The organism is Sphingomonas sp. Leaf25, assembly GCF_001421635.1.
Classification (GTDB): Bacteria; Pseudomonadota; Alphaproteobacteria; order Sphingomonadales; family Sphingomonadaceae; genus Sphingomonas.
Map to the genome: position 1 here is coordinate 71822 of NZ_LMKU01000001.1, position 19814 is coordinate 91635.

The 19814-nt window shown below is 67.4% G+C and carries 14 protein-coding genes; 7 read left to right on the forward strand and 7 right to left on the reverse strand.

Annotated elements, in window-relative coordinates; genetic code table 11:
- Positions 1 to 47: 47 nt before the first annotated feature.
- Positions 48 to 2948, reverse strand: a complete 2901-nt coding sequence (locus ASE78_RS00380; protein ID WP_156351227.1) for a TonB-dependent receptor domain-containing protein — start codon at positions 2946 to 2948, stop codon at positions 48 to 50.
- Between the two features lie 238 nt (positions 2949 to 3186).
- On the opposite strand from ASE78_RS00380, the gene ASE78_RS00385 reads away from it, so the two are divergent.
- Positions 3187 to 5229, forward strand: coding sequence for a carbon starvation CstA family protein (locus ASE78_RS00385; protein WP_056491907.1), 2043 nt, complete (start codon positions 3187 to 3189; stop codon positions 5227 to 5229).
- On the forward strand, positions 5213 to 5401 hold the full coding sequence (locus ASE78_RS00390; protein ID WP_056491819.1) for a YbdD/YjiX family protein: 189 nt from the start codon (positions 5213 to 5215) through the stop codon (positions 5399 to 5401). Before ASE78_RS00385 ends, ASE78_RS00390 begins: the two co-directional genes overlap by 17 nt.
- A gap of 132 nt (positions 5402 to 5533) precedes the next feature.
- Here ASE78_RS00390 and ASE78_RS00395 read toward each other — a convergent pair whose 3' ends face one another.
- Positions 5534 to 7081, reverse strand: a complete 1548-nt coding sequence (locus ASE78_RS00395) for a cryptochrome/photolyase family protein (protein ID WP_056491822.1) — start codon at positions 7079 to 7081, stop codon at positions 5534 to 5536.
- 30 nt (positions 7082 to 7111) lie between these two features.
- Between ASE78_RS00395 and queF the strand changes: the two genes are divergently transcribed.
- The 3 genes from queF (at position 7112) to ASE78_RS00410 (ending at position 11474) form a co-directional block, all read left to right on the forward strand.
- Entirely contained in the window at positions 7112 to 7555 is a 444-nt protein-coding gene (gene queF / locus ASE78_RS00400) for a preQ(1) synthase (RefSeq protein WP_056491910.1), read from the forward strand.
- Between the two features lie 319 nt (positions 7556 to 7874).
- Complete coding sequence (locus tag ASE78_RS00405) at positions 7875 to 10142, forward strand: glycosyltransferase family 4 protein (RefSeq protein ID WP_056491825.1); 2268 nt, start codon at positions 7875 to 7877, stop codon at positions 10140 to 10142.
- 51 nt (positions 10143 to 10193) lie between these two features.
- Complete coding sequence (locus ASE78_RS00410) at positions 10194 to 11474, forward strand: glycoside hydrolase family 130 protein (protein WP_056491827.1); 1281 nt, start codon at positions 10194 to 10196, stop codon at positions 11472 to 11474.
- 280 nt (positions 11475 to 11754) lie between these two features.
- Here ASE78_RS00410 and ASE78_RS00415 read toward each other — a convergent pair whose 3' ends face one another.
- The 5 genes from ASE78_RS00415 to hflK form a co-directional block, all read right to left on the reverse strand.
- Positions 11755 to 12687: a hypothetical protein gene (locus ASE78_RS00415; RefSeq protein ID WP_056491830.1), complete on the reverse strand. Its 933-nt coding sequence runs from the start codon at positions 12685 to 12687 to the stop codon at positions 11755 to 11757.
- A gap of 1 nt (position 12688) precedes the next feature.
- Entirely contained in the window at positions 12689 to 14350 is a 1662-nt protein-coding gene (locus ASE78_RS00420) for a helicase HerA-like domain-containing protein (protein WP_056491833.1), read from the reverse strand.
- 124 nt (positions 14351 to 14474) lie between these two features.
- Positions 14475 to 16004: a Do family serine endopeptidase gene (locus tag ASE78_RS00425; RefSeq protein WP_056491836.1), complete on the reverse strand. Its 1530-nt coding sequence runs from the start codon at positions 16002 to 16004 to the stop codon at positions 14475 to 14477.
- Between the two features lie 92 nt (positions 16005 to 16096).
- Positions 16097 to 16966, reverse strand: coding sequence for a protease modulator HflC (hflC, locus tag ASE78_RS00430; RefSeq protein ID WP_056491840.1), 870 nt, complete (start codon positions 16964 to 16966; stop codon positions 16097 to 16099).
- Positions 16963 to 18108, reverse strand: a complete 1146-nt coding sequence (gene hflK / locus ASE78_RS00435; RefSeq protein ID WP_056491842.1) for a protease modulator HflK — start codon at positions 18106 to 18108, stop codon at positions 16963 to 16965. The genes hflC and hflK overlap by 4 nt, the downstream gene beginning before the upstream one ends.
- A 70-nt stretch (positions 18109 to 18178) precedes the next feature.
- On the opposite strand from hflK, the gene ASE78_RS00440 reads away from it, so the two are divergent.
- Both ASE78_RS00440 and ASE78_RS00445 read left to right on the forward strand, forming a co-directional pair.
- Positions 18179 to 19147 carry an Mrp/NBP35 family ATP-binding protein gene (locus ASE78_RS00440; RefSeq protein WP_056491845.1) on the forward strand — a complete coding sequence of 323 codons (969 nt, stop codon included), beginning with the start codon at positions 18179 to 18181 and terminating at the stop codon, positions 19145 to 19147.
- A gap of 1 nt (position 19148) precedes the next feature.
- Positions 19149 to 19571: a CoA-binding protein gene (locus tag ASE78_RS00445; protein WP_056491848.1), complete on the forward strand. Its 423-nt coding sequence runs from the start codon at positions 19149 to 19151 to the stop codon at positions 19569 to 19571.
- Positions 19572 to 19814 lie beyond the last annotated feature (243 nt).

Sequence of the window (19814 nt, forward strand, 5' to 3'; positions counted from 1 at the left end):
CGGGCCGGCACCGCAAAATGCGGGCTCACGCATTTTCAGACATCCGATCAGAACTCGGCGGTCAGACCGACGAAGAACGAGCGGCCGGCGACGTCGTAGAAGCCGGGATAGGTGTTGCCGTTGCCGAAGCTGGCGAGCAGCCCCTGCGCGATCGCCGGCGGGTCCTTGTCGAGCAGGTTGTTCACGCCCATGCGCAGCGAAATATCCTGCTTCACCCGGAACGACGCCGCCAGATCGAAGTAATTATAGGCGGGCAGTTCGGCGTTCAGCTTGTAGGTCGATCCGGTCAGGAACGGGTCCTTGGTGTTGAGCGACAGGCTGGTGCCGCCGATGTAGCGCCAGTTGAACGACAAGGTGGTGATGTCGTCCGGCGTGGTCCAGCTAAAGCGCGCCTGATGCCGCCATTCGGGCGTCGGCTGGCCGCAGGTCGCACCGAACAGCCCGACGCAGTCATATTCGCCCAGACCCGGCAGCGGCTGAGTGATGAGCTGGTCGAGCCAGGTGCCGACCGCCTGCACAGCGAACCGCCCGATGCCGGTGCGCACGCTATAGTCGGCGGTGACGTCGATGCCGGCGGTCTTGAGCGATCCGGTGTTCTGCGACGTCGAGACGATATAGCCGTTGTCGCCGAAGATCACGCCGGTCGCCGGATCGCGGCGGAACAGCCCGCAGAAATACGGATCGCCGCTCGACACGCACTGGCTGATCGCCAGCGTCGCGGGGATGCCAGCGATATAGTCCTTCACCTTGATGTTGAAATAGTCGACCGACAGCGACAGGCCCTTCAGGAAGGTCGGGCTGAACACGAAGCCGGCGGTATAGGTGTCGGCTTCCTCGGGCTTCAGCATCGGATTGCCGCCCTGCTGGATGCCGCACTGTTCGCTGGGGCATTCGCTGATCCGGCCGTATTGCGCCGCCGTCACGCCGGTACGCGCGCACACCGTGGCGCTGGCGGCGGGCGATGCGCCGGCGCACGGGTCCTGCGTCGTCGCGAGGTTCAGGAACTGCGGGCCGAACAGTTCGGAGACGTTGGGCGCGCGGATCGCGCGGTTGTAGCTGCCCCGGAAGCGCAGCGACGCGACCGGCGCCCACGACAGCTCGCCCTTGTAGGTCGAGATGCCCTTGTCCATCGCGCTGTACTTGGAATAGCGATAGCCGCCGGTCAGCAGCAGTTCCTTGAAGAACGGACGATCCTCGATCAGCGGCAGGCCGATTTCGGTGAACGCCTCGGTCACGTCGAACCGGCCCTCGCTCTCGCGCGTGCCCTTTTGCCGTGCGAGCGCGTCGGCGCGGAATTCGAGCGATTCGCGACGATGCTCGACACCGAACACCAGCCCGATTCCCCGCTCGGCGAACGGCGACTTCACGCCGTAGCTGGTCAGGTCGCCGGTCAGCGTGCCGGTCAGCACCGATTCCTTGTCGAGCCCGCGGGTCGAGGTGGGAGCATAGATATAGTTGAAGCCCGCCGCGCTGATCCCCTGATAGCGGAACACGTCGATCGGCACGCAGGCGGGATCGCTGCCGTCGATCACCGATTTGCAGGTCAGCGTGCCGTTGACGTTCACCGCCTGCAACGCGCGGTTGGCGCGGCCGGGATCGATGTCGTTGCTGTAGGTTTCGTTGTAGATGACCGTCGAGAACAGCGCGTTGGCGTCATAGCGGATGCCCTCGGCGATCTCGCCGCGCACCCCGCCGGTGAAGCGATAGTCGGTGTGGCGCAGATCGTCGCGGCGCGGGGCGGCGTTGCCGCCGACCGGACGATAGCCGATGAACGCCTGCGCCGTGGTGTCGGTGCCGTACGCGCCGCCGCACAGCAACTGGGCCTGCTGCGCGCTGAGCAGCGGGTTGTTGCAGTTGACGTTGTAGGTCCGGCCCTGGAACAGCGCCGACGGGGCGATCTGCGAATTGGTGCGATCGTCCATGAACATCGCGCTGCCGTACAGTTCGGCCGCGTCGGTCACTTCGTACCGCGCGAAGGCACCGGCGGTGTAGCGGGTGTCGTTGCGCTGGAAATAGTTGAGCGGCGCGTAATTGTACCGGAAGGTCGAAGTATACGGCACCCACGTCTTGTTGCCGTCGCGGGTGTTGTTGAACCGGGTGCCGGCATTGGGGCCGGTCAGCGGCTGGAACAGGCCATACTGGTTGTTGCTCGATCCGCCGCAGACGAATCCATCGAGCGCGCCGTTGGGATCGAGCGCGCAGGCCGACACGTCGCGGTCGGCCTGAAGGATCGGCCGCACGTCGCGATAGCCGAAATAGGCGGTGACGTTGCCGCGCCCGTCGGCGAGGTTCGCGCCGAACGCGATGTTGGCATCGAACCGCTGCCCGTCGACCGGCGAGCGGGTGGCGCGTTCGTAGCTGTTCGCTGCGACCAGCGCGCGACGATCGGCATTGTCGTTCCGGTGCGCCGAAAAGCCGTATTGCACGTCGGTCTTCACGCCGTTCAGATCGTCGCGCAGGATGAAGTTGATGACGCCCGACACCGCGTCCGACCCATAGACCGCCGAGGCGCCGCCGGTGACGACGTCGATCCGCTTGATCAGCGTCGAGGGCACGAAATTGAGGTCGATCGCCTGCACCGGCAACAGCCGCTGGCCGTTGATGAGGACGAGGTTGCGGTTGCTGCCGAGGTTGCGCAGGTTGACGCGCGCGGTGCCGTCCGCCCCGTTCGAGACGTTCTCGTTCGCATCGGGGGTGATCTGCGGCAGGCGGTTCAGCACGTTTTCGACGTTGATCGCGCCCTGCAACCGGATCTCGGCGGCATCGACCGCGGTCAGCGGGCTGTTGCTGACCAGACCCGGATTGGGCAGCCGCGAACCGGTCACGATGATCGCTTCGTCCTCGGCCGGATCGGCGGATGGCGTCGTCTGGGCAAAGGCCGGCATCGCAAGGCCGATCGCCAGTGTCGCCATGCTGGAACCACGCAACAATCGCATGAAATCGGTCATTTTATTTCCCCCGTTTTCTACTCGGGCAAAGTATATGTCCATAAACTGATATACATCAAATATATTATACGATTGTATCCGAAGGGTTTAGGACGCATAGGCCCTTTCGCCCACCGCCGCTTTGCTGGCATGATCCGCCGCGACCGGCCCGACGGCCATGGCCGGCGTGACAGGGGAAGCGAGCGCGATGGCGGCAGCGGGATTAGCGGACGAGCCGGCACCGATCCTGCCGGCGACGATGGCGGCGCGCGCGGGCTGGGCGGTGCTGGCGCTGGTCGGCGCGGGGGCGCTGGGCGTGGTCGCGCTGACGCGCGGCGAGAGCGTGAACGCGCTGTGGATCGTGGTCGCGGCGCTCAGCGTCTATCTGATCGCCTATCGCTTCTATGGCCTGTTCATCGCGCGGCGCGTGCTGGCGGTCGATCCCGATCGCCCCACCCCGGCGGTGCGCCGCGCCGACGGGCTCGATTTCGTCGCGACCGACCGCCATGTCCTGTTCGGCCATCATTTCGCGGCGATCGCCGGCGCGGGGCCGCTGGTGGGGCCGGTGCTGGCGGCGCAGATGGGCTATCTGCCCGGCACGCTCTGGTTGTTGGTGGGCGTGGTGTTCGCCGGCGCGGTGCAGGATTTCCTGATCCTGTTCTTTTCCACCCGGCGCGACGCGCGGTCGCTCGGCGACATGATCCGCTCGGAAATGGGGGTGGTGCCCGGCACCATCGCGCTGGTCGGCGTGCTGATGATCATGGTCATCCTGCTCGCGGTGCTGGCGCTGGTGGTGGTCAAGGCGCTGACCGGGAGTCCGTGGGGCACCTTCACCGTGTTCGCGACAATCCCGATCGCGCTGCTGATGGGCATCTACGGCCGCTTTATCCGTCCGGGGCGCATCGCCGAGATGTCGGCGATCGGCTTCGTGCTGCTGATGGCGGCGATCGTCGGCGGCGAGCCGGTGGCAAGGTCGACGACGCTGGCGCCGTGGTTCACCTATAGCGGGCCGGCGCTGGCGCTGATCCTGATGGGGTACGGCTTCGTCGCCTCGGTCGTGCCGGTGTGGCTGTTGCTGGCGCCGCGCGATTATCTGTCGACCTTCCTCAAGATCGGGGTGATCGCGGGACTCGCGCTCGGCATCCTGATCGTGCGGCCGCAACTGGCGATGCCGGCCGTCACCAAGTTCATCGACGGGACCGGGCCGGCGTTTTCGGGCACATTGTTCCCGTTCCTGTTCATCACCATCGCGTGCGGCGCGGTGTCGGGGTTCCATGCGCTGATCGCCAGCGGCACCACGCCCAAGATGATCGCGAGCGAGGGGCATTTGCGCTACATCGGCTATGGCGCGATGCTGACCGAAAGCTTCGTCGCGGTGATGGCGCTGATCGCCGCGTGCGTGCTCGACCCCGCCGTCTATTTTGCGATGAACGCGCCGCCCGCGCTCATCGGCACCACGGCGGTCGAGGCGGCGCGGGCGATCGGCGAATGGGGCTTCACCGTCACGCCGCAGATGCTCGACCAACTGGCGCGCGACGTGGGCGAGACGACGATCCTGAGCCGCGCGGGCGGCGCGCCGACGCTGGCGGTGGGCATGGCGCATATCCTCAGCCAGGTGATCGGCGGGCCGGGGATGATGGCGTTCTGGTATCATTTCGCGATCCTGTTCGAAGCGCTGTTCATCCTGACCACGGTCGATGCCGGCACCCGCGTCGCGCGGTTCATGATCCAGGACCTGATCGGCAGCGTGGTGCCGGTGATGAAGGACACCAGCCGCACCGCGCCCAACCTGATCGCGACCGCGCTGGCCGTGGCTGCATGGGGCTATTTCCTCTATAGCGGCGTCACCGATCCGCTGGGCGGGATCAACACGCTGTGGCCGTTGTTCGGCATCTCCAACCAGATGCTGGCGGCGATCGCGCTTACCTTGTCGACCGTGCTGCTCTTCAAGATGAAGCGGCAGCGCTATGCATGGGTGACGATCGTGCCGACCGTGTGGCTGTTGATCTGTACGCTGACCGCCGGGTGGCAGAAGCTGTTCCACCCCAATCCGCGCATCGGCTTTCTGGCGCATGCCGAGCAATTCTCCACCGCGCTCGCCGAAGGGCGGTTGCTGGCCCCGGCCAAAAGCGTCGCCGAGATGCAGCGGATCATCCTCAACGACCGGATCGACGCGATCCTGTGCGCCTTCTTCATCGCGGTGGTGCTGGCGATCGTGTTCTACGGCATCGCCGGGGCGCGCCGCGCGCTGGCAAGCGACACCCCCACCACGCGCGAGGTCGGCGATGCGCTTCCTGCATAGGGCGGCGCAGACTGCGCGGCTGATGGTCGGCGTGCCCGATTACGACGCCTATGTCGCGCATCGGAACGCCGCGCATCCGGGCGAGCCGGTGATGACGCTGGCCGAGTTCCATCGCGACCGGGTGGAACGGCGCTACGGCGGCGGCAAGGACCGGGTGATGCGGTGTTGTTGAGGGGATACCGGCCTGATCGTCATCCCCGCGCAGGCGGGGATCCATAGACGCTGGCGTCGCGGATCGAGCCGAACCGGTTGCGTGTATGGATTCCCGCCTTCGCGGGAATGACGGAGGGAGCCGGGACCTCCCCTACCCCTCGTACTTCGGCAGCTTGTCGAGCTTCTTCAGAAACCCTTTCGCCTGTTGCAGCACGTCGGCGCGCGTGTCCCCAGCCATCTTGTCCCAAGTCCGATACGGCATCCCCATGCGCGGATTGCGGCCGAGCTTCTCGCGATTACGGTCGAGGAAATCCCAGTAGAGCGCGTTGAACGGGCAGGCGTCCTCGCCGGTCCGCTGCTTCACGTCGTAGCGGCACGCCCCGCAATAGTCCGACATCCGGTCGATATACGCCCCCGACGACGCATAGGGTTTCGAGCCGAACAGGCCGCCGTCGCCGAACTGGCTCATGCCCAGCACATTGGGCTGTTCGACCCATTCATAGGCATCGGCATAGACTTCGAGATACCAGCGCTGGACCTGCACCGGATCGGCGCCGATCAGCAGCGCGAAATTGCCCGTCACCATCAACCGCTGGATATGATGGGCATAGGCGTTCCGGAGCGTCTGCCCGATCGCCTGGGCCAGACAGTGCATGTCGGTATCGCCGGTCCAGTAGAAGCCGGGCAGGTCGCGCGTCGCGTTCAGGAAGTTGCGGCTGCCATAGTCCGGCCCCTCGCGCCAATAGACGCCGCGGATGAACTCGCGCCAGCCGATGATCTGGCGGATGAACCCCTCCGCCGCGTTGATCGGCACCTTGCCGTCGTCATACTGTTTGGCAACCGCGCGGCACAGGTCGAGCGGATCGAGCAGCCCGGCGTTGATGTAGGGCGAGAGGACCGCGTGCCACAGATACGGCTCGTCGGTCAGCATCGCGTCCTGATTGTCGCCGAAGCGCGGCAGGGCATGGGTCAGGAACGCGCGTTGTTGGCGCAAGGCATCCTTGCGCGTCACCGCGAAGTCGAACCCGTCGAGCGTTCCCGCATGATCGCCGAAGCGGTCGGCGACCAGCGCCAGCACGTCCTGCGTCACTATATCGGGCGCGAACGACAGCGGGCGCGGCATCATCAGGTCGCGGCTCGGCGGCTTGCGATTGTCCTTGTCGAAATTCCACTTGCCGCCGACCGGCTTGTCGCCGTCCATCAACAGCCCGGTTTCGCGGCGCATCTCGCGATAGAAATATTCCATGCGCAGTTCGCGCCGCCCCTCGGCCCATGTGTTGAACCGGTCGTGGCTGCACAGGAAGCGGGTGTCGGCGCGGATGTCGACGGGGATGCCGAACATCGTCTCCCACGCCTCCAGCATCGCCTGTACGCGCCACTCGCCCGGTTCGGTGACGACGATCCGGGCGGGGTCGTGCCGGCCGATCGCGCGCGCGACCTCACCGGTGAAGCTGCCGGCGTTGTCGGGATCGTCGAGCGTCACATAGTCGACGTCCCAGCCCGCGTCGCGCAGCGCGGCGGCGTGATGCCGCATCGCGGCGAACAGGAACGCGATCTTTTTGGGGTGATGGCGGACATAGGTCGCTTCCTCGACCACCTCCATCATCAGAATCGTCGTGACTGTCGGATCGGCGCGGTGCAGCGACGACAGCGTGGCCGTGAGCTGGTCGCCCAGCACCGGGATCAACACCCGTTCCATTCGTGCCCCGCCTTTCCTATGTGGGCGGGCATGGACCCGAAATTCCTTGGCCAGACCAGCCCGCTTCCCGCCACACCGGAAGCCGCCGAGCTCGATTATGTTCCCAACCCGCGGGCGACGCCGTATCTGGTGCGCTTCACCGCGCCCGAATTCACGTCGCTGTGCCCGGTGACGGGACAGCCCGATTTCGCGCATCTGGTGATCGATTACGTACCCGGCGACACGATCGTCGAATCCAAGTCGCTCAAACTGTTCCTCGGCGCCTTCCGTAACCATGCCGCGTTCCACGAGGATTGCACCGTCGGCATCGCGCAGCGGCTGGTCGCGGAGATGCAGCCGGTCTGGCTGCGCATCGGCGGCTATTGGTATCCGCGCGGCGGCATCCCGATCGACGTGTTCTGGCAGTCGGGCGAGCCGCCCAAAGGGGTGTGGGTGCCCGATCAGGACGTGCCGGGGTATCGCGGGCGGGGATAAGCGTCCGTTTTCGTGGTGCGGAACCGCTCGCCGGGCAGATCCCCTCCCTGACAAGGGAGGGGCTAGGGGTGGGTCGGCCCGCGAGGGAGGACAGGCGTTCCATAACCGGCCGACCCACCCCCGCCCTTGTCAGGGAAGGGAGAAGTCGAGCGCCGTATTGAATTGCAATCCGTCCCAACGCCCTGTCGAACAAATGTGACGGTCTGACGAAAATGCTGCGTCGCAATACGCGCCGCATGCAACTATCTGCGTATCAAAATGTTTCCTCGATGCATACCGCCGCAATGCCGCGGATTCTGCAGCATCAAAAGGAAGCCGGATGGACCGCACCGTCGCCCCCGAATCGCTCGACCGTATCGCGCTGATCGGAAATTTCCTGCCGCGCAAATGCGGCCTGGCGACGTTCACCACCGACACCTACAACGCGCTGCGCGATCGCTATCCCGACCTTCAGGTCGACGTCTATGCGATGGACGACCGGCCGGGTGCCTATGCCTATCCGCCCGCCGTCACCCATGCGATCCCGCAGGACGACCGCATCGCCTATCTCGACGCCGCGCGCCGGATCGAGGCGAGCGGTGCGCAGGCGGTCTGGGTCCAGCATGAATATGGCATCTATGGCGGGTCGGCGGGCGAGCATCTGCTGGCGCTGCTCGACCGGGTCAACGTGCCGGTGCTGGTCACGCTGCACACCATCCTCGAACATCCCAATGCCGAGGAGCGCCGCGTCCTCGAGGCGCTGCTGCGCCGCGCCGCCAAGGTGATCGTGATGGCCGAGAAGGGCCGCGAGATTCTGATGCGCGTCCATGGCACCAACAGCCGCCAGATCGCGATGATTCCGCATGGCGTACCCGATCGCCCGTTCGCCGCCCCCGCAGCGATGAAGCCGGCGTTCGGCTGGGCCGAGCGCGACGTGATCCTGACCTTCGGCCTGCTCGCGCCGAACAAGGGGATCGAGACGATGATCGAGGCGATGCCCGCCGTCGTCGCGCGCCATCCCAATGCGCTGTACGTCGTGCTGGGCGCGACTCACCCGCATCTGGTGGCGCATGAGGGCGAGGCGTATCGCGACCGGTTGAAGGCGCAGGCGGCCGACCTTGGCGTCGCCGACAACGTCGCCTTCGTCGACGCCTTCGTCGAACAGCATGAACTGCTCGACTATCTCCAGGCGGCCGACCTCTACGTCACGCCCTATTCCAATCCGGCGCAGATCACCTCGGGCACGCTGTCCTATGCGGTGGCGATGGGCAAGGTCGTCGTGTCGACCCCCTATGTCCATGCGACCGAGATTCTCGCCGACGATCACGGCATCCTTGTCGATTTCGGCGATGCGGCAGCGTTCGCGCGCGAGATCGACGACCTGCTGTCGAACGATGCCCGCCGCATCGATCTGGCCGCCCGCGCCTATGCGCGGGGCCGCACCATGCTCTGGCCGTGCCTCGTCGAATCGGCGCTGAAGGAGGTGACGGCGGCCTTTGCCGCGCGACCGCGCCGGATGAAGATCGACATGGACCTGACCGCGCTGACCCCCGATTTCGCGGCGGTCGAGCGGATGAGCGACGCCACCGGCATGCTCCAGCATTCGATCTATTCGGTGCCCGATCGCCGTCACGGCTATTGCATCGACGACAATGCCCGCGCGCTGATCCTGATGTCGCAGATCGACGAGATCGACGAGATCGCGCGCGACAAATGGATGACGATCTATGCCGCGTTCGTCCAATATGCGTGGAACCCCGATCGGCGGCGCTTCCGCAACTTCATGAATTTCGACCGGACGTGGTGCGAGGACGAAGGGTCGGAGGATTCGAACGGCCGCACGCTGTGGGCGCTCGCCATCACCGCACGCGACGCACGCTCGCGCAAGCACCGCGACTGGGCGCTGTCGCTCTACGAACAGACCGCGTCGATCGCGCTCGACCTCGGCAGCCCGCGCGCCCGCGCCTTCGCCATGCTGGCGGCGGTGGCGATGCTGGAGGTCGTCCCCGGCCACGCGCTGTCGACCGAAATCGCGACGCGGTTTGGCGACGAACTGGTGACGTTGCTCGACACCGCGCGCCGCCCCGAATGGCGCTGGTTCGAAATCGTGCTGGCCTATGACAATGCCCGCCTGCCCGAAGCGATGATCCGCGCCGGCGCGGCACTGGGCCGTGAGGATTTCCTCGACGTCGGCCTCGACACGCTCGACTGGATCGTCGGGCGGCAGACCTCGCCCGAGGGCCGGTTCCGCGCGGTCGGCACCGAAAGCTTCGGGCGCCCCTATGCCGAGCCGCTGCCGTTCGACCAGCAGCCACTGGAAGCACAGGCCACGGTCGAGGCATGCGTCGCCGCGTTCCACGCAACCGGCGACCGGCGCTGGCGGGACGAGGCGCTCAAAGCCTATCACTGGTATCTGGGGGCCAACGACCTCGACTTGCCGCTGGCGACCGTCGCCGATGGCGGTTGCTTCGACGGGTTGATGCCGACCGGATTGAACCGCAACCAGGGCGCGGAGTCGATTCTCGCGCTGCAACTCGCCTCCTGCGCCATTTCGGCTCTTTCAAAGCGCGGCGCATCCGTGGCAGACCCGCGCCGCGCCGTCGCCTGAACAGGCACGGTGCGGCACCCGACGGTCGGGCCGGATTGAGTGGACGCGCGAATGCTGGATATTTTCAACCACCCCTTGCGGCTGTACGCCGATCCCTCGCGCGTGGTGGTGCGCCCGTTTCATATCGCGTGGCAGCGCAACGGCTCCGCGCCCAGCCGCACCGAACGGCTGGTGGGCGAAGTGCTGGCGATGTCGGCGGCCGAGACGCGCGCGCAGCTCGAAACCGTCCTCAAGGATTTCGAGGCGCGCCACTGGCAGACGCGCCGCGTGTTCATGACCCGCTATGACGAGATCGAGACGGTACTGAACCTCGACGGTACCGAGATCGGCGACGAGAAGCGCCAGTTGATCGGTGCCTATTTCTGCCACGAATACAGCTATGCCGCAGCGGCATTGATGAACCCCAGCGCGGTGGCGCATTTCGACCAGTCGGGCATGCCCGAGGGGTCGCTTCGCATCCTCATGTCCCTGCGCGCGGTCGGCGAGGGGCATATCTCGTCGGTGGCGTTCCGCGAAGGCATCATCACCGACGAGAACGAGCTGGTCCTTGCCCCCGAACCGCCGTTCGCGACGGCGGCGGACGCGATCGGCGAGGAGGACGAGGCCCCCGAGGGCGAAGTGACGGTGTTCCGCCACCGCGATTCGACGCTGTCGGGCACCGTCATCTTCCCGATCACCCAGGCGCAGTCGAAGGGGCTGGAGGACATGCGCCTCGTCCAGTTCCGGCACGACGACGGCAGCTTCGAATGGCTCGGCACCTATACCGCCTATAACGGATCAATGATCCAGTCCGAGCTGCTGCGCACCCGCGACTTCCGCGCGTTCGACCTCGTGCCGATGACCGGCAGCGCCGCGCGCAACAAGGGCATGGGCCTGTTCCCGCGCAAGGTGAACGGCCAGTATATGATGATCGGCCGGCAGGACGGCGAAAACCTGTTCCTCATCAAATCCGACACGCTGACCCATTGGGACGAGGGCGAGCTGCTGCTCAAGCCCCAGTATCCGTGGGAGCTGGTGCAGATCGGCAATTGCGGCCCGCCGATCGAGATCAACGAGGGCTGGCTGCTGCTGACCCACGGTGTTGGCGCGATGCGCAAATATGCGATCGGCGCGGTGCTGCTCGACAAGGATGATCCTTCCAAGGTGATCGGCCGCACCCGCGACCCGATCCTCGCCGCGGCGAACGAGGACCGCGAGGGCTATGTCCCCAACGTCGTCTATTCGTGCGGCGCGATCCGTCACGGCGACCGGATTTTCATCCCGTATGGCGTGGCGGACAGTTCGGTCGCCTTCGCCTTCGTGACGATCGAGTCGCTCCTCTCGACGATGTGAGGGGGACCTGGGTAGCGGCGTACCTGCCCTACCCACCATCGTCACCCCGGACCTGTTCCGGGGTCCACCGTGCCGCTGACGCACCGGACGTCGCGTTCGCGGTGCCGTGGACCCCGGAACAAGTCCGGGGTGACGATGCCCTTGGAGGCTGATCCGTTCACCTCAAAACGAACGTCATCCCAGCGAAGGCTGGGATCTCCCGGGGCTGATGCGCGACAGGAGCCGCGAGAGGCCCCAGCCTTCGCTGGGGCGACGTCCCTGTCTGGATGGATCAGGCGACCTAAATCCGGTGCAACGCCTGCGTCGGGTACCCCAGCACCGCCGCCCGTGCCCGCAGGCTGGCGGTCAGGAACAGCAGATCCTCCTGCACGAAGCGGCGCGGCGTCGTGCCCAGCACCGCCTGCGCATCGCGCAGGAAATGCGACGCGCTGACATAGGCGGCGTCGATCCGCGAATAATCCTGCTCGCCCTCGGCCTCGATCAGCGGGATCAGCGAGCGCAGGAAGCGCGAGCGGATCAGCAGCGTCTTGGGACCAAAGCCGAAGTAGCGTTTGCAGGTGCGCCGCACGACATCCTGCGACACGCCCCAGCTTCGCGCCGCCTCCGCCACGCCGCCGGGCGTATCGTCGGTGATGAGGTGGGCGATGCGCCGGATCAGTTCCTCGTCGGGCGACTTCGGTCCCATCTCGGCGATCAGGAACGCATCGAGCGCGGGCTTCATCGCATGTTCGTCGGGGATCGCCGAGAGCACCGCCAGCAACCGCCGGTCGAACCCCGGCGCGGCGGCATCGGCCAGCGGCACCGCCTGTTCGCGGGTACGCTCGGCCGATCCGGCGAAGAACCGTGCCCAGCCCAGCGCGCTGACGCCGAAGCCGATCGCGATGCCGCCGTTCGACCGGGTGTGGATCGCATGGCTGGTCGGCCCGAACAGGCTGGTCTGCGGCAAGGGATCGTACCGCCGCCGCCCGATCGTCACCGCGACCGGCCCGGCGTTAAGCAGCACCCGCACGGTGGCGGTGCCGGGCAGGAACCAGTTTTCCAGCCCCATCGCCTGCGGCCCGTCCGCCGCATAGAGGTGATAGCCGGTGACGTAATCGGTCAGCGCGTCCGCCGGCTGGTCGTAGCGGATCGCCATGCCGTGCGGCATCACGAACAGCGAATGGGGAATGTCGGGCGTCTCGGTCCCGCCGGTCACGGCCTGCAATGTCGCCATGTCAGCCCCGGAACAGCCCGCCGAGCACGCCGCGCAGCAATCCGCCGAGCGCACCGCCGGCTTTCACGCGGCCGCCGCGCGTGGTGCCGAACACCTGCTTGCCGATTTCGTTGACGACGATCCGCCCGACCGCCGACCCGGCCGATCGCGTCGCCGACTGGGTCGCACGGGTCCACGGGCTGTTCGCCGCCTCGCGCGCCGCCGCGCGATCAGCCTCCTTGGCGGCGCGTTCCGCCTCGCGCGCCGCCGCGATGCGCTGACGCTCGGCCTCCTTGGCGGCGCGGGCGTCCTCCTTCGCCTGGAGCGCTGCCGCCTTGTCAGCGGCGACCTGCGCCTTGGCGGCGGTGGCGGCGGCCTGCGCTTCCTGTACCTTGGCACCCAGCAGTTCGGCGGCGGATTCGCGGTCGATCGCGGTGTCGTAGCGGTCGCCGATCACGTCGGTGTCGATCAGCACCCGGCGTTCGTCCGGCGTGACCGGGCCGACGCGCGAGGCGGGCGGGCGGATCAGCACCCGCTCGACCGGGCTCGGCGTGCCATCGGCCTGCAAGACCGACACCAGCGCCTCGCCGATCGCCAGTTCGGTGATCGCCGCGCCGACGTCGATCGTCGGGTTCGGGCGGAACGTCTCCGCCGCCGCGCGGATCGCACGGGCTTCCTTGGGCGTGAACGCGCGCAGCGCATGCTGCACCCGGTTGCCGAGCTGGGCGGCGATCTTGTCGGGGATGTCGACCGGGTTCTGCGTGACGAAATAGATGCCGACCCCCTTCGACCGGATCAGCCGCACGACCTGTTCGACTTTGTTGACCAGCGCGTCGGACGCATCGTCGAACAGCAGATGCGCCTCGTCGAAGAAGAACACCAGCACCGGCTTGTCGGGGTCGCCCACCTCGGGCAGCGTCTCGAACAGTTCGGAGAGCAACCACAGCAGGAACGTCGCGTAGAGCCGGGGCGAGGCCATCAATTTGTCGGCCGCCAGCACCGACACGATGCCGCGCCCGTCGTCGCCAACCCGGCGAAAATCGGCAAGGTCGAGCGCGGGTTCGCCGAAGAAGCGGTCGCCGCCCTGGCTACGCAGTTGCAGCAACGCGCGCTGGATCGCGCCGACCGATTGCTTGCTGACATTGCCATAGCGGGTGGTGAGCTCGTCGGCGCGCTCGGCGCAATGCACCAGCATCGCCTGCAAATCGTCGAGATCGAGCAGCAGCAACCCTTCCTCGTCGGCGACGTGGAACGCGATGGTCAGCACCCCGTCCTGCACGTCGTTGAGGTTCAGCATCCGGCTGAGCAGCAGCGGCCCCATTTCCGACACGGTCGCCCGCACCGGATGGCCGCTCTCGCCGAACAGGTCCCAGAACACGGTCGGCGTGTCGCGGTAGCGCCAGTCGCTGTCGCCGATCTGCGCGGCGCGCGCGGCGAAGGCGGCATGGCCCTTGGCGGTGGCGCTGCCCGCTATGGCGATGCCCGACAGGTCGCGCTTCACATCGGCCACGAACACCGGCACGCCGGCGGCGGCGAAATTCTCGGCCAGCCCCTGCAACGTCACCGTCTTGCCGGTGCCGGTCGCCCCGGCGATCAACCCGTGGCGGTTGGCGCGCTTGAGGACCAGCGACTGGCGCATGCCATCGGCGGTGCTGCCAAGGAACAGTTCGGTGGTGTCGGTCATGCCCTGCCCGTCGATCGTTGCAGGGGTTTGCTACCCTGTTTCACGGCGGCTTGCATCGTTCAAAACGAAAGGGGGGCGGCAATCGCCATGATCGCCACCCCCCCGATGCGGAACCGATCGTCGATCAGTTGCCGGTTTCGATACCCACCGGCACGAACACCGCCGCCCCCGCGCCGGGAGCCTGGGCGTACAACAGGATATTCTTGCGGCCCGCCGACCGGGCGGCCTGCACCAATCGCGCCAGATCGGCGCTGGACGTCACCGGCTGACGATCGACGGTGAGGATCACGACGCCGCGCTTCAGCCCCTTGGTCGCCGCATCGCTGTCGGGATCGATCCCGGCGACCACTACGCCGCGCGTCGCGGTGTCGAAACCCAGTTGCCGTGCAATTGCCGGCGTGAGCGGCTGCACCGCGATGCCCGCCGTCGCGGTCAGCGCGTTGCCCGACGGCGGCGTATCCGGCTGTCCGTTCGGGTCGAACCGCTCATTCTGCGCCAGCAACTGCTGTTCAGGCGGACGGGTGCCGAGCGTGACCGGAAGCTGCTGACGACGACCGTCGCGCAGGATGTCGAGCGTCACGCGGCTGCCGGGTGCCTCCAGCCCGACCAGATAGGTCAGCGACTGCTGCGGGTTGATCTCCTTGCCGTTGACCGAGAGGATGACGTCGCCTGGACGAATCCCCGCCTTGGCCGCCGGCTGGTTCGGCGTGACGCCGTTGACCAGCGCGCCGCGCTCCTTGGCGATGCCCAGCGCGCTCGCAATATCCTCGCTCACCTCCTGCTGCGTCAGGCCGAGATAGCCGCGCGTGACCGACTGGCCCTGCATCAGCTTGTCGACGATCGGCTTGGCCTGTTCGGCGGGAATCGCGAAGCCGATGCCGATGCTGCCGCCGGTCGGCGACAGGATCTGCGAGTTGATGCCGATGACATTGCCCTGCATGTCGAACATCGGGCCGCCCGAGTTGCCCCGGTTGATCGCGGCATCGGTCTGGATGAAGCGGTCGTACGGCCCCTGGCCGACGCGGTTGAGCGCCGAGACGATGCCCGCCGTCACCGTGCCCGACTGTCCGAGCGGGTTGCCGATCGTCACCACCCAGTCGCCGACCCGTGCCTGGCGCGAATCGCCGAAGCGGACGAACGGGAAATTCGCCCCCTCGATCTTGAGCACCGCGAGGTCGGACAGTTCGTCACGCCCGATCAGCTTGGCGGTATATTCCTTCTGGTCGGCCAGCGTCACCTTGATCGATTCGACCGTGGCACCCTGCGCCCCGGCCGACACGACATGGTTGTTGGTGACGATATAACCGGTGTTCGAGATCAGGAACCCCGACCCCAGCGACTGCGCCTCCTGCGTCCGGCCACCGCCGCCGCCACCGCCGCGCTGCCCGAAGAATTGTTCGAGCGGCGTGCCCGAGAACGGGTTCGCCTGCTGCTGCACGGTGATGCGCTGCGTGGTGGAGATGTTGACGACGGCGGGCGACAGCCGCGCGACCATGTCGGCGAAACTCATCGGCGCGCCGGCGCGCGGTGCTGCGGCCGCGTTGATCGCGCCCGGTTCGTTCTGCGCGGTCTGCGCGTCCGACGGGTTGAGCGTCAGCGTCGCTGCAGCGCCGCCCAGCAGCAGTGCGGAAGTAATGGCGTAGGCGTAACGCACGATAGGATAGTCCTCTCAAATTGGCTCGCGACCCCTTTGGGAGCCAAGCGTGCCCGTCACTTGCTGAACGCGGATTGAATGTGCGGGAACGCTTACCGTTCCCGCCCGCCGAATTCGCGCAGATACCCGTCCTGCGGCGACAGGATGATCGACGTGCTGCCACTCTGCCCGCGCTGCGGGACCAACGTGGTGCGATACGACTGCATCGCGCGCCAGAAGGCATAGAATTCGGCGTCCTTGCCGAAGCTCTGCGCATAGATCTGCGCCGCGCGCGCCTCGGCATCGGCGCGCACCACCTGCGCGTCGCGGTCGCCCTGCGCGCGGATCGTCACCGCTTCCTGCTCGCGTGCCGACCGCATCCGTGCCAGCGCCGATTCAAGCGGGCTGCCGTCGGGCAGGTCGGCGTGCTTGATCCGCACGTCGACGATCTCGGCGCCATATTGCCGCGCGGTGCGCTGAAGCGCGTTCTGGATATTGTCCATCACCGCGCCGCGTTCGGGGCTGAGCAGCGCGGCGAACGGCCGCCGGCCCAGTTCCGCGCGCAATGCCGACGACAGCAGCGGTTCGAGCTGTGCCGCGACCCGCTCCTCGGTATTGCTCGCCGACCCGGTCGAGATCACCGCCTGGAGCGGATTGACGATGCGGAAGCGCGCGAAGGCGTCGACCTCCAGCCGCAACTGGTCGGTCGACAGGACCGGCTGGTTGTTCAGCTCGATGTCGAGCACGCGCTTGTCGATCCACACGATGCGGTCGATGAACGGCACCTTGGCGATCAGCCCCGCGCCGGTCTGCCCGAACGGCTGGTCAGCGCGGTACGGGTTCACCGTGTCCACCGGCTGCTGGAAGCGCAGGATCACGCCCTGCCGCGTCTCGGGGACGATCACCAGCGTGCTGAACAGCACGATGGCGAACACCAGCAGCGCGATCGCCGCGACGATCGGGTTGCGCAGCACGCGGTTCATCGTGCCGCTCCCGTCGGCTGGGCGGTCGGGGCAGTCGGCGTGGCGGCGGCCGGAGCCTCCGCCTCGGGCGTCGCCTGCTGGCGGCGCACCTCGGGCAGCGGCAGATAGGTTTGCGTGCCCGGCTGGACGATCGTCTTGTCGGCGCGCGTCAACACCTGCTCCATGGTTTCGTAGTACAGCCGGCGACGGGTCACGTCGGGCGCCATGCGATATTGTTCGTAGATCTTGTCGAATTCGGTCGCGTCACCCTGCGCGCGGGCAATCACCTGCTGCGCATAGGCGCGTGAGCGGTTGAGGTTCGACTGCGCTTCCTGCTGCGCCGCCGTCACCGCCTTGAACGCATCGTCGACCTCGGCCGGGGCCGCCGCCTTCTGAATGCTGACGCCCAGCACGCGCACGCCCGACTGATATTCGTCGAGCAGCCCCTGCATCCGCGTCTGCACCTCCGCCTCGATCTCGCCGCGCCCCGATCCGATCGCGGTGGTCAGGTTCACGCCCGCCACCGCCGCGCGCATCGCGCTTTCGGCGACCGCACGGACGGTTTCCTGCGGGTTCTTGATCTCGAAGACATAATCCTCGGGGCTCTTGATGTTCCAGCGCACCGAATAGGCGAGGTCGGCGATATTCTGGTCGCCGGTCAGCATCAGGTTGGGCTGGCTGCCGCCCGCCGGGAACACCTCGGTGCGGGTGTTCTGCACATCCTCCACCTGCACCCGCGCGATCGGCGCCGGCAGCGTCAACTGGATACCAGGGTTGAGCGTGCGGCTGTAGCTGCCGAACATCGTCACGACGCCGCGTTCCTGCGGCTCGATCGAATGGATGCTGGTGAACGCGATCCAGATGACCACGAGCACGGCGACCGCCGCGCCCCACAGCCGGCCGACATTGGCGGGCAGTTGCGGCCCGCCGCCGCCCGGTCCGCCGCTGCGCGCGCGTTTCAGGAAATCCTCGAGCGAGGTCGACCCCCCGCCCGGCTTGCCGCGCCGGCCGCCCGGGGGCATCGACCACGGGTTGCGCGGGCCGTCGTCACCCCCGCCAGCGCCGCCGCCCGAGCTACCCTCCGAACCGCCGCCGCCCCATGGGCCCTTGTCGCTCATCCCCAGCACTTGCGCGCGTGCGCGCCGCCCCATGATCCATCGCATCTATCCTTTATAGGGGGCGTGCCGGCCTTTTACAGTGGTAACGAGGGCATGCCGCGCTACATCGCGCTCCATGAGCCGTTCCGAACCCGCCCAGGCGCTCTCCGCGCTGCTCGCCCCGGTCGCCGCCGGCCGCGCCACCATCCGCGTTCAGGAGGGCCGCGCGAACATCATCCTCGACGTGACCGGCCTGCCGCCGGCGGCGCGCGACGCGCTGGAGGCCGATGTCCGCGCGGTGGCCGGCGGCGTGCCCGGCATCACCGAGGTCCGCGTCGCCCAGACCAGCGAGCGCACCCAGCAGCGCATCATCGCCATCGCCAGCGGCAAGGGCGGGGTCGGCAAGTCGACACTCGCCGCCAACCTCGCCATCGCCCTCGCGGCGCAAGGCCGGCGCGTCGGCATGATCGACGCCGACATCTATGGCCCGTCGCAGCCGCGCCTGCTGGGCAGCGAGGGGAAGCGTGCCGAGGCGCACGACAAGAAGCTGGTGCCGGTCATGACGCCATCCGGCATCCCGCTGCTGTCGATGGGGCAACTGGTGCCCGAGGGGCAGGCGATCGCATGGCGCGGGCCGATGGCGGCGGGCGCACTCACCCAGTTGGTCGACGCGCATTGGGACATGGTCGACACGCTGGTCATGGACCTGCCGCCCGGCACCGGCGACGTGCAGTTGACCATGATCCAGAAGCACCGCCCGGCCGGCGCGGTGATCGTGTCGACGCCGCAGGACCTGGCGCTGATCGACGCGGCGCGCGCGATCGACCTGTTCCAGAAGGCGAACGTGCCGATCATCGGTCTGGTCGAGAATATGGCGGGCTATGCCTGTCCGCATTGCGGCGAGATGTCCGACCCGTTCGGCCATGGCGGCGCGGAGGCGCGCGCGGCGGCGCTGGGCATCCCGTTCCTCGGCCGGGTGCCGCTCGCCATCGCGATCCGTACCGCATCCGACGCGGGCACGCCCCCGGCGGCCGGGAACGGCGCGGAGGCGCAGCCGTTCCAGACCATCGCCGGACTCGTCGGCGACTGGCTGCAAGGACCATGACATGCTCGACGACGACGGCATCCGCACCCTGCTGAGCGATGCGCGGACGATCGCGCTGGTCGGCGCGTCGGACCGGCCCGACCGCGCCTCGTGGGGTGTGATGGCCTATCTCCAGCGGCAAGGCTACCGCGTGATCCCGGTAAACCCGCAGATCACCGGCGAGCATCTCCACGGCGAATTCGTGTTCCGCGACCTGTCGCAGATCGGGGAGCCGATCGACATCGTCGACATCTTCCGCAATTCCGCCGCTGCCGGCGACGCGGTGGATCAGGCGATCGCGGCGGGCGCGAAGGCGGTGTGGCTGCAACTGGGCGTCGTCAACGCGGACGCCGCTGCCCGCGCCGAAGCCGCCGGGCTGAAGGTGGTGATGGACCGCTGCCCGAAGATCGAGATTCCGCGACTGGGGGTAGCGGCGGTCGGGTAGGGCTAACTCAACCGGATGGAGCCGAGAACGTCGCCCCAGCGAAGGCTGGGACCTCCACCGGCTCCTGCTGTACGCTACCACCGGAAGATTCCCAGCCTTCGCTGGGATGACGGCTAGGGCCGATCGACATTCAACGAAATGGCTTCCCAATCTGCTCCCCTCCCTGACAAGGGAGGGGCTGGGGTGGGTCGGCCCGAGAGGAAACGGTAGCGCTCCACAACCGGCCCACCCACCCCCAAACCC

Bases quoted from the DNA above. Each gene is read 5' to 3' on its own strand.
- hflC (WP_056491840.1), bottom strand. From the start codon at position 16,966: ATGAACCGCGTGCTGCGCAACCCGATCGTCGCGGCGATCGCGCTGCTG.
- ASE78_RS00405 (WP_056491825.1), top strand. From the start codon at position 7,875: ATGGACCGCACCGTCGCCCCCGAATCGCTCGACCGTATCGCGCTGATC.
- ASE78_RS00420 (WP_056491833.1), bottom strand. From the start codon at position 14,350: ATGACCGACACCACCGAACTGTTCCTTGGCAGCACCGCCGATGGCATG.
- ASE78_RS00390 (WP_056491819.1), top strand. From the start codon at position 5,213: ATGCGCTTCCTGCATAGGGCGGCGCAGACTGCGCGGCTGATGGTCGGC.
- ASE78_RS00385 (WP_056491907.1), top strand. From the start codon at position 3,187: ATGGCGGCGCGCGCGGGCTGGGCGGTGCTGGCGCTGGTCGGCGCGGGG.
- ASE78_RS00410 (WP_056491827.1), top strand. From the start codon at position 10,194: ATGCTGGATATTTTCAACCACCCCTTGCGGCTGTACGCCGATCCCTCG.
- ASE78_RS00440 (WP_056491845.1), top strand. From the start codon at position 18,179: ATGAGCCGTTCCGAACCCGCCCAGGCGCTCTCCGCGCTGCTCGCCCCG.
- queF (WP_056491910.1), top strand. From the start codon at position 7,112: ATGGACCCGAAATTCCTTGGCCAGACCAGCCCGCTTCCCGCCACACCG.
- ASE78_RS00380 (WP_156351227.1), bottom strand. From the start codon at position 2,948: ATGACCGATTTCATGCGATTGTTGCGTGGTTCCAGCATGGCGACACTG.
- hflK (WP_056491842.1), bottom strand. From the start codon at position 18,108: ATGCGATGGATCATGGGGCGGCGCGCACGCGCGCAAGTGCTGGGGATG.
- ASE78_RS00415 (WP_056491830.1), bottom strand. From the start codon at position 12,687: ATGGCGACATTGCAGGCCGTGACCGGCGGGACCGAGACGCCCGACATT.
- ASE78_RS00395 (WP_056491822.1), bottom strand. From the start codon at position 7,081: ATGGAACGGGTGTTGATCCCGGTGCTGGGCGACCAGCTCACGGCCACG.
- ASE78_RS00445 (WP_056491848.1), top strand. From the start codon at position 19,149: ATGCTCGACGACGACGGCATCCGCACCCTGCTGAGCGATGCGCGGACG.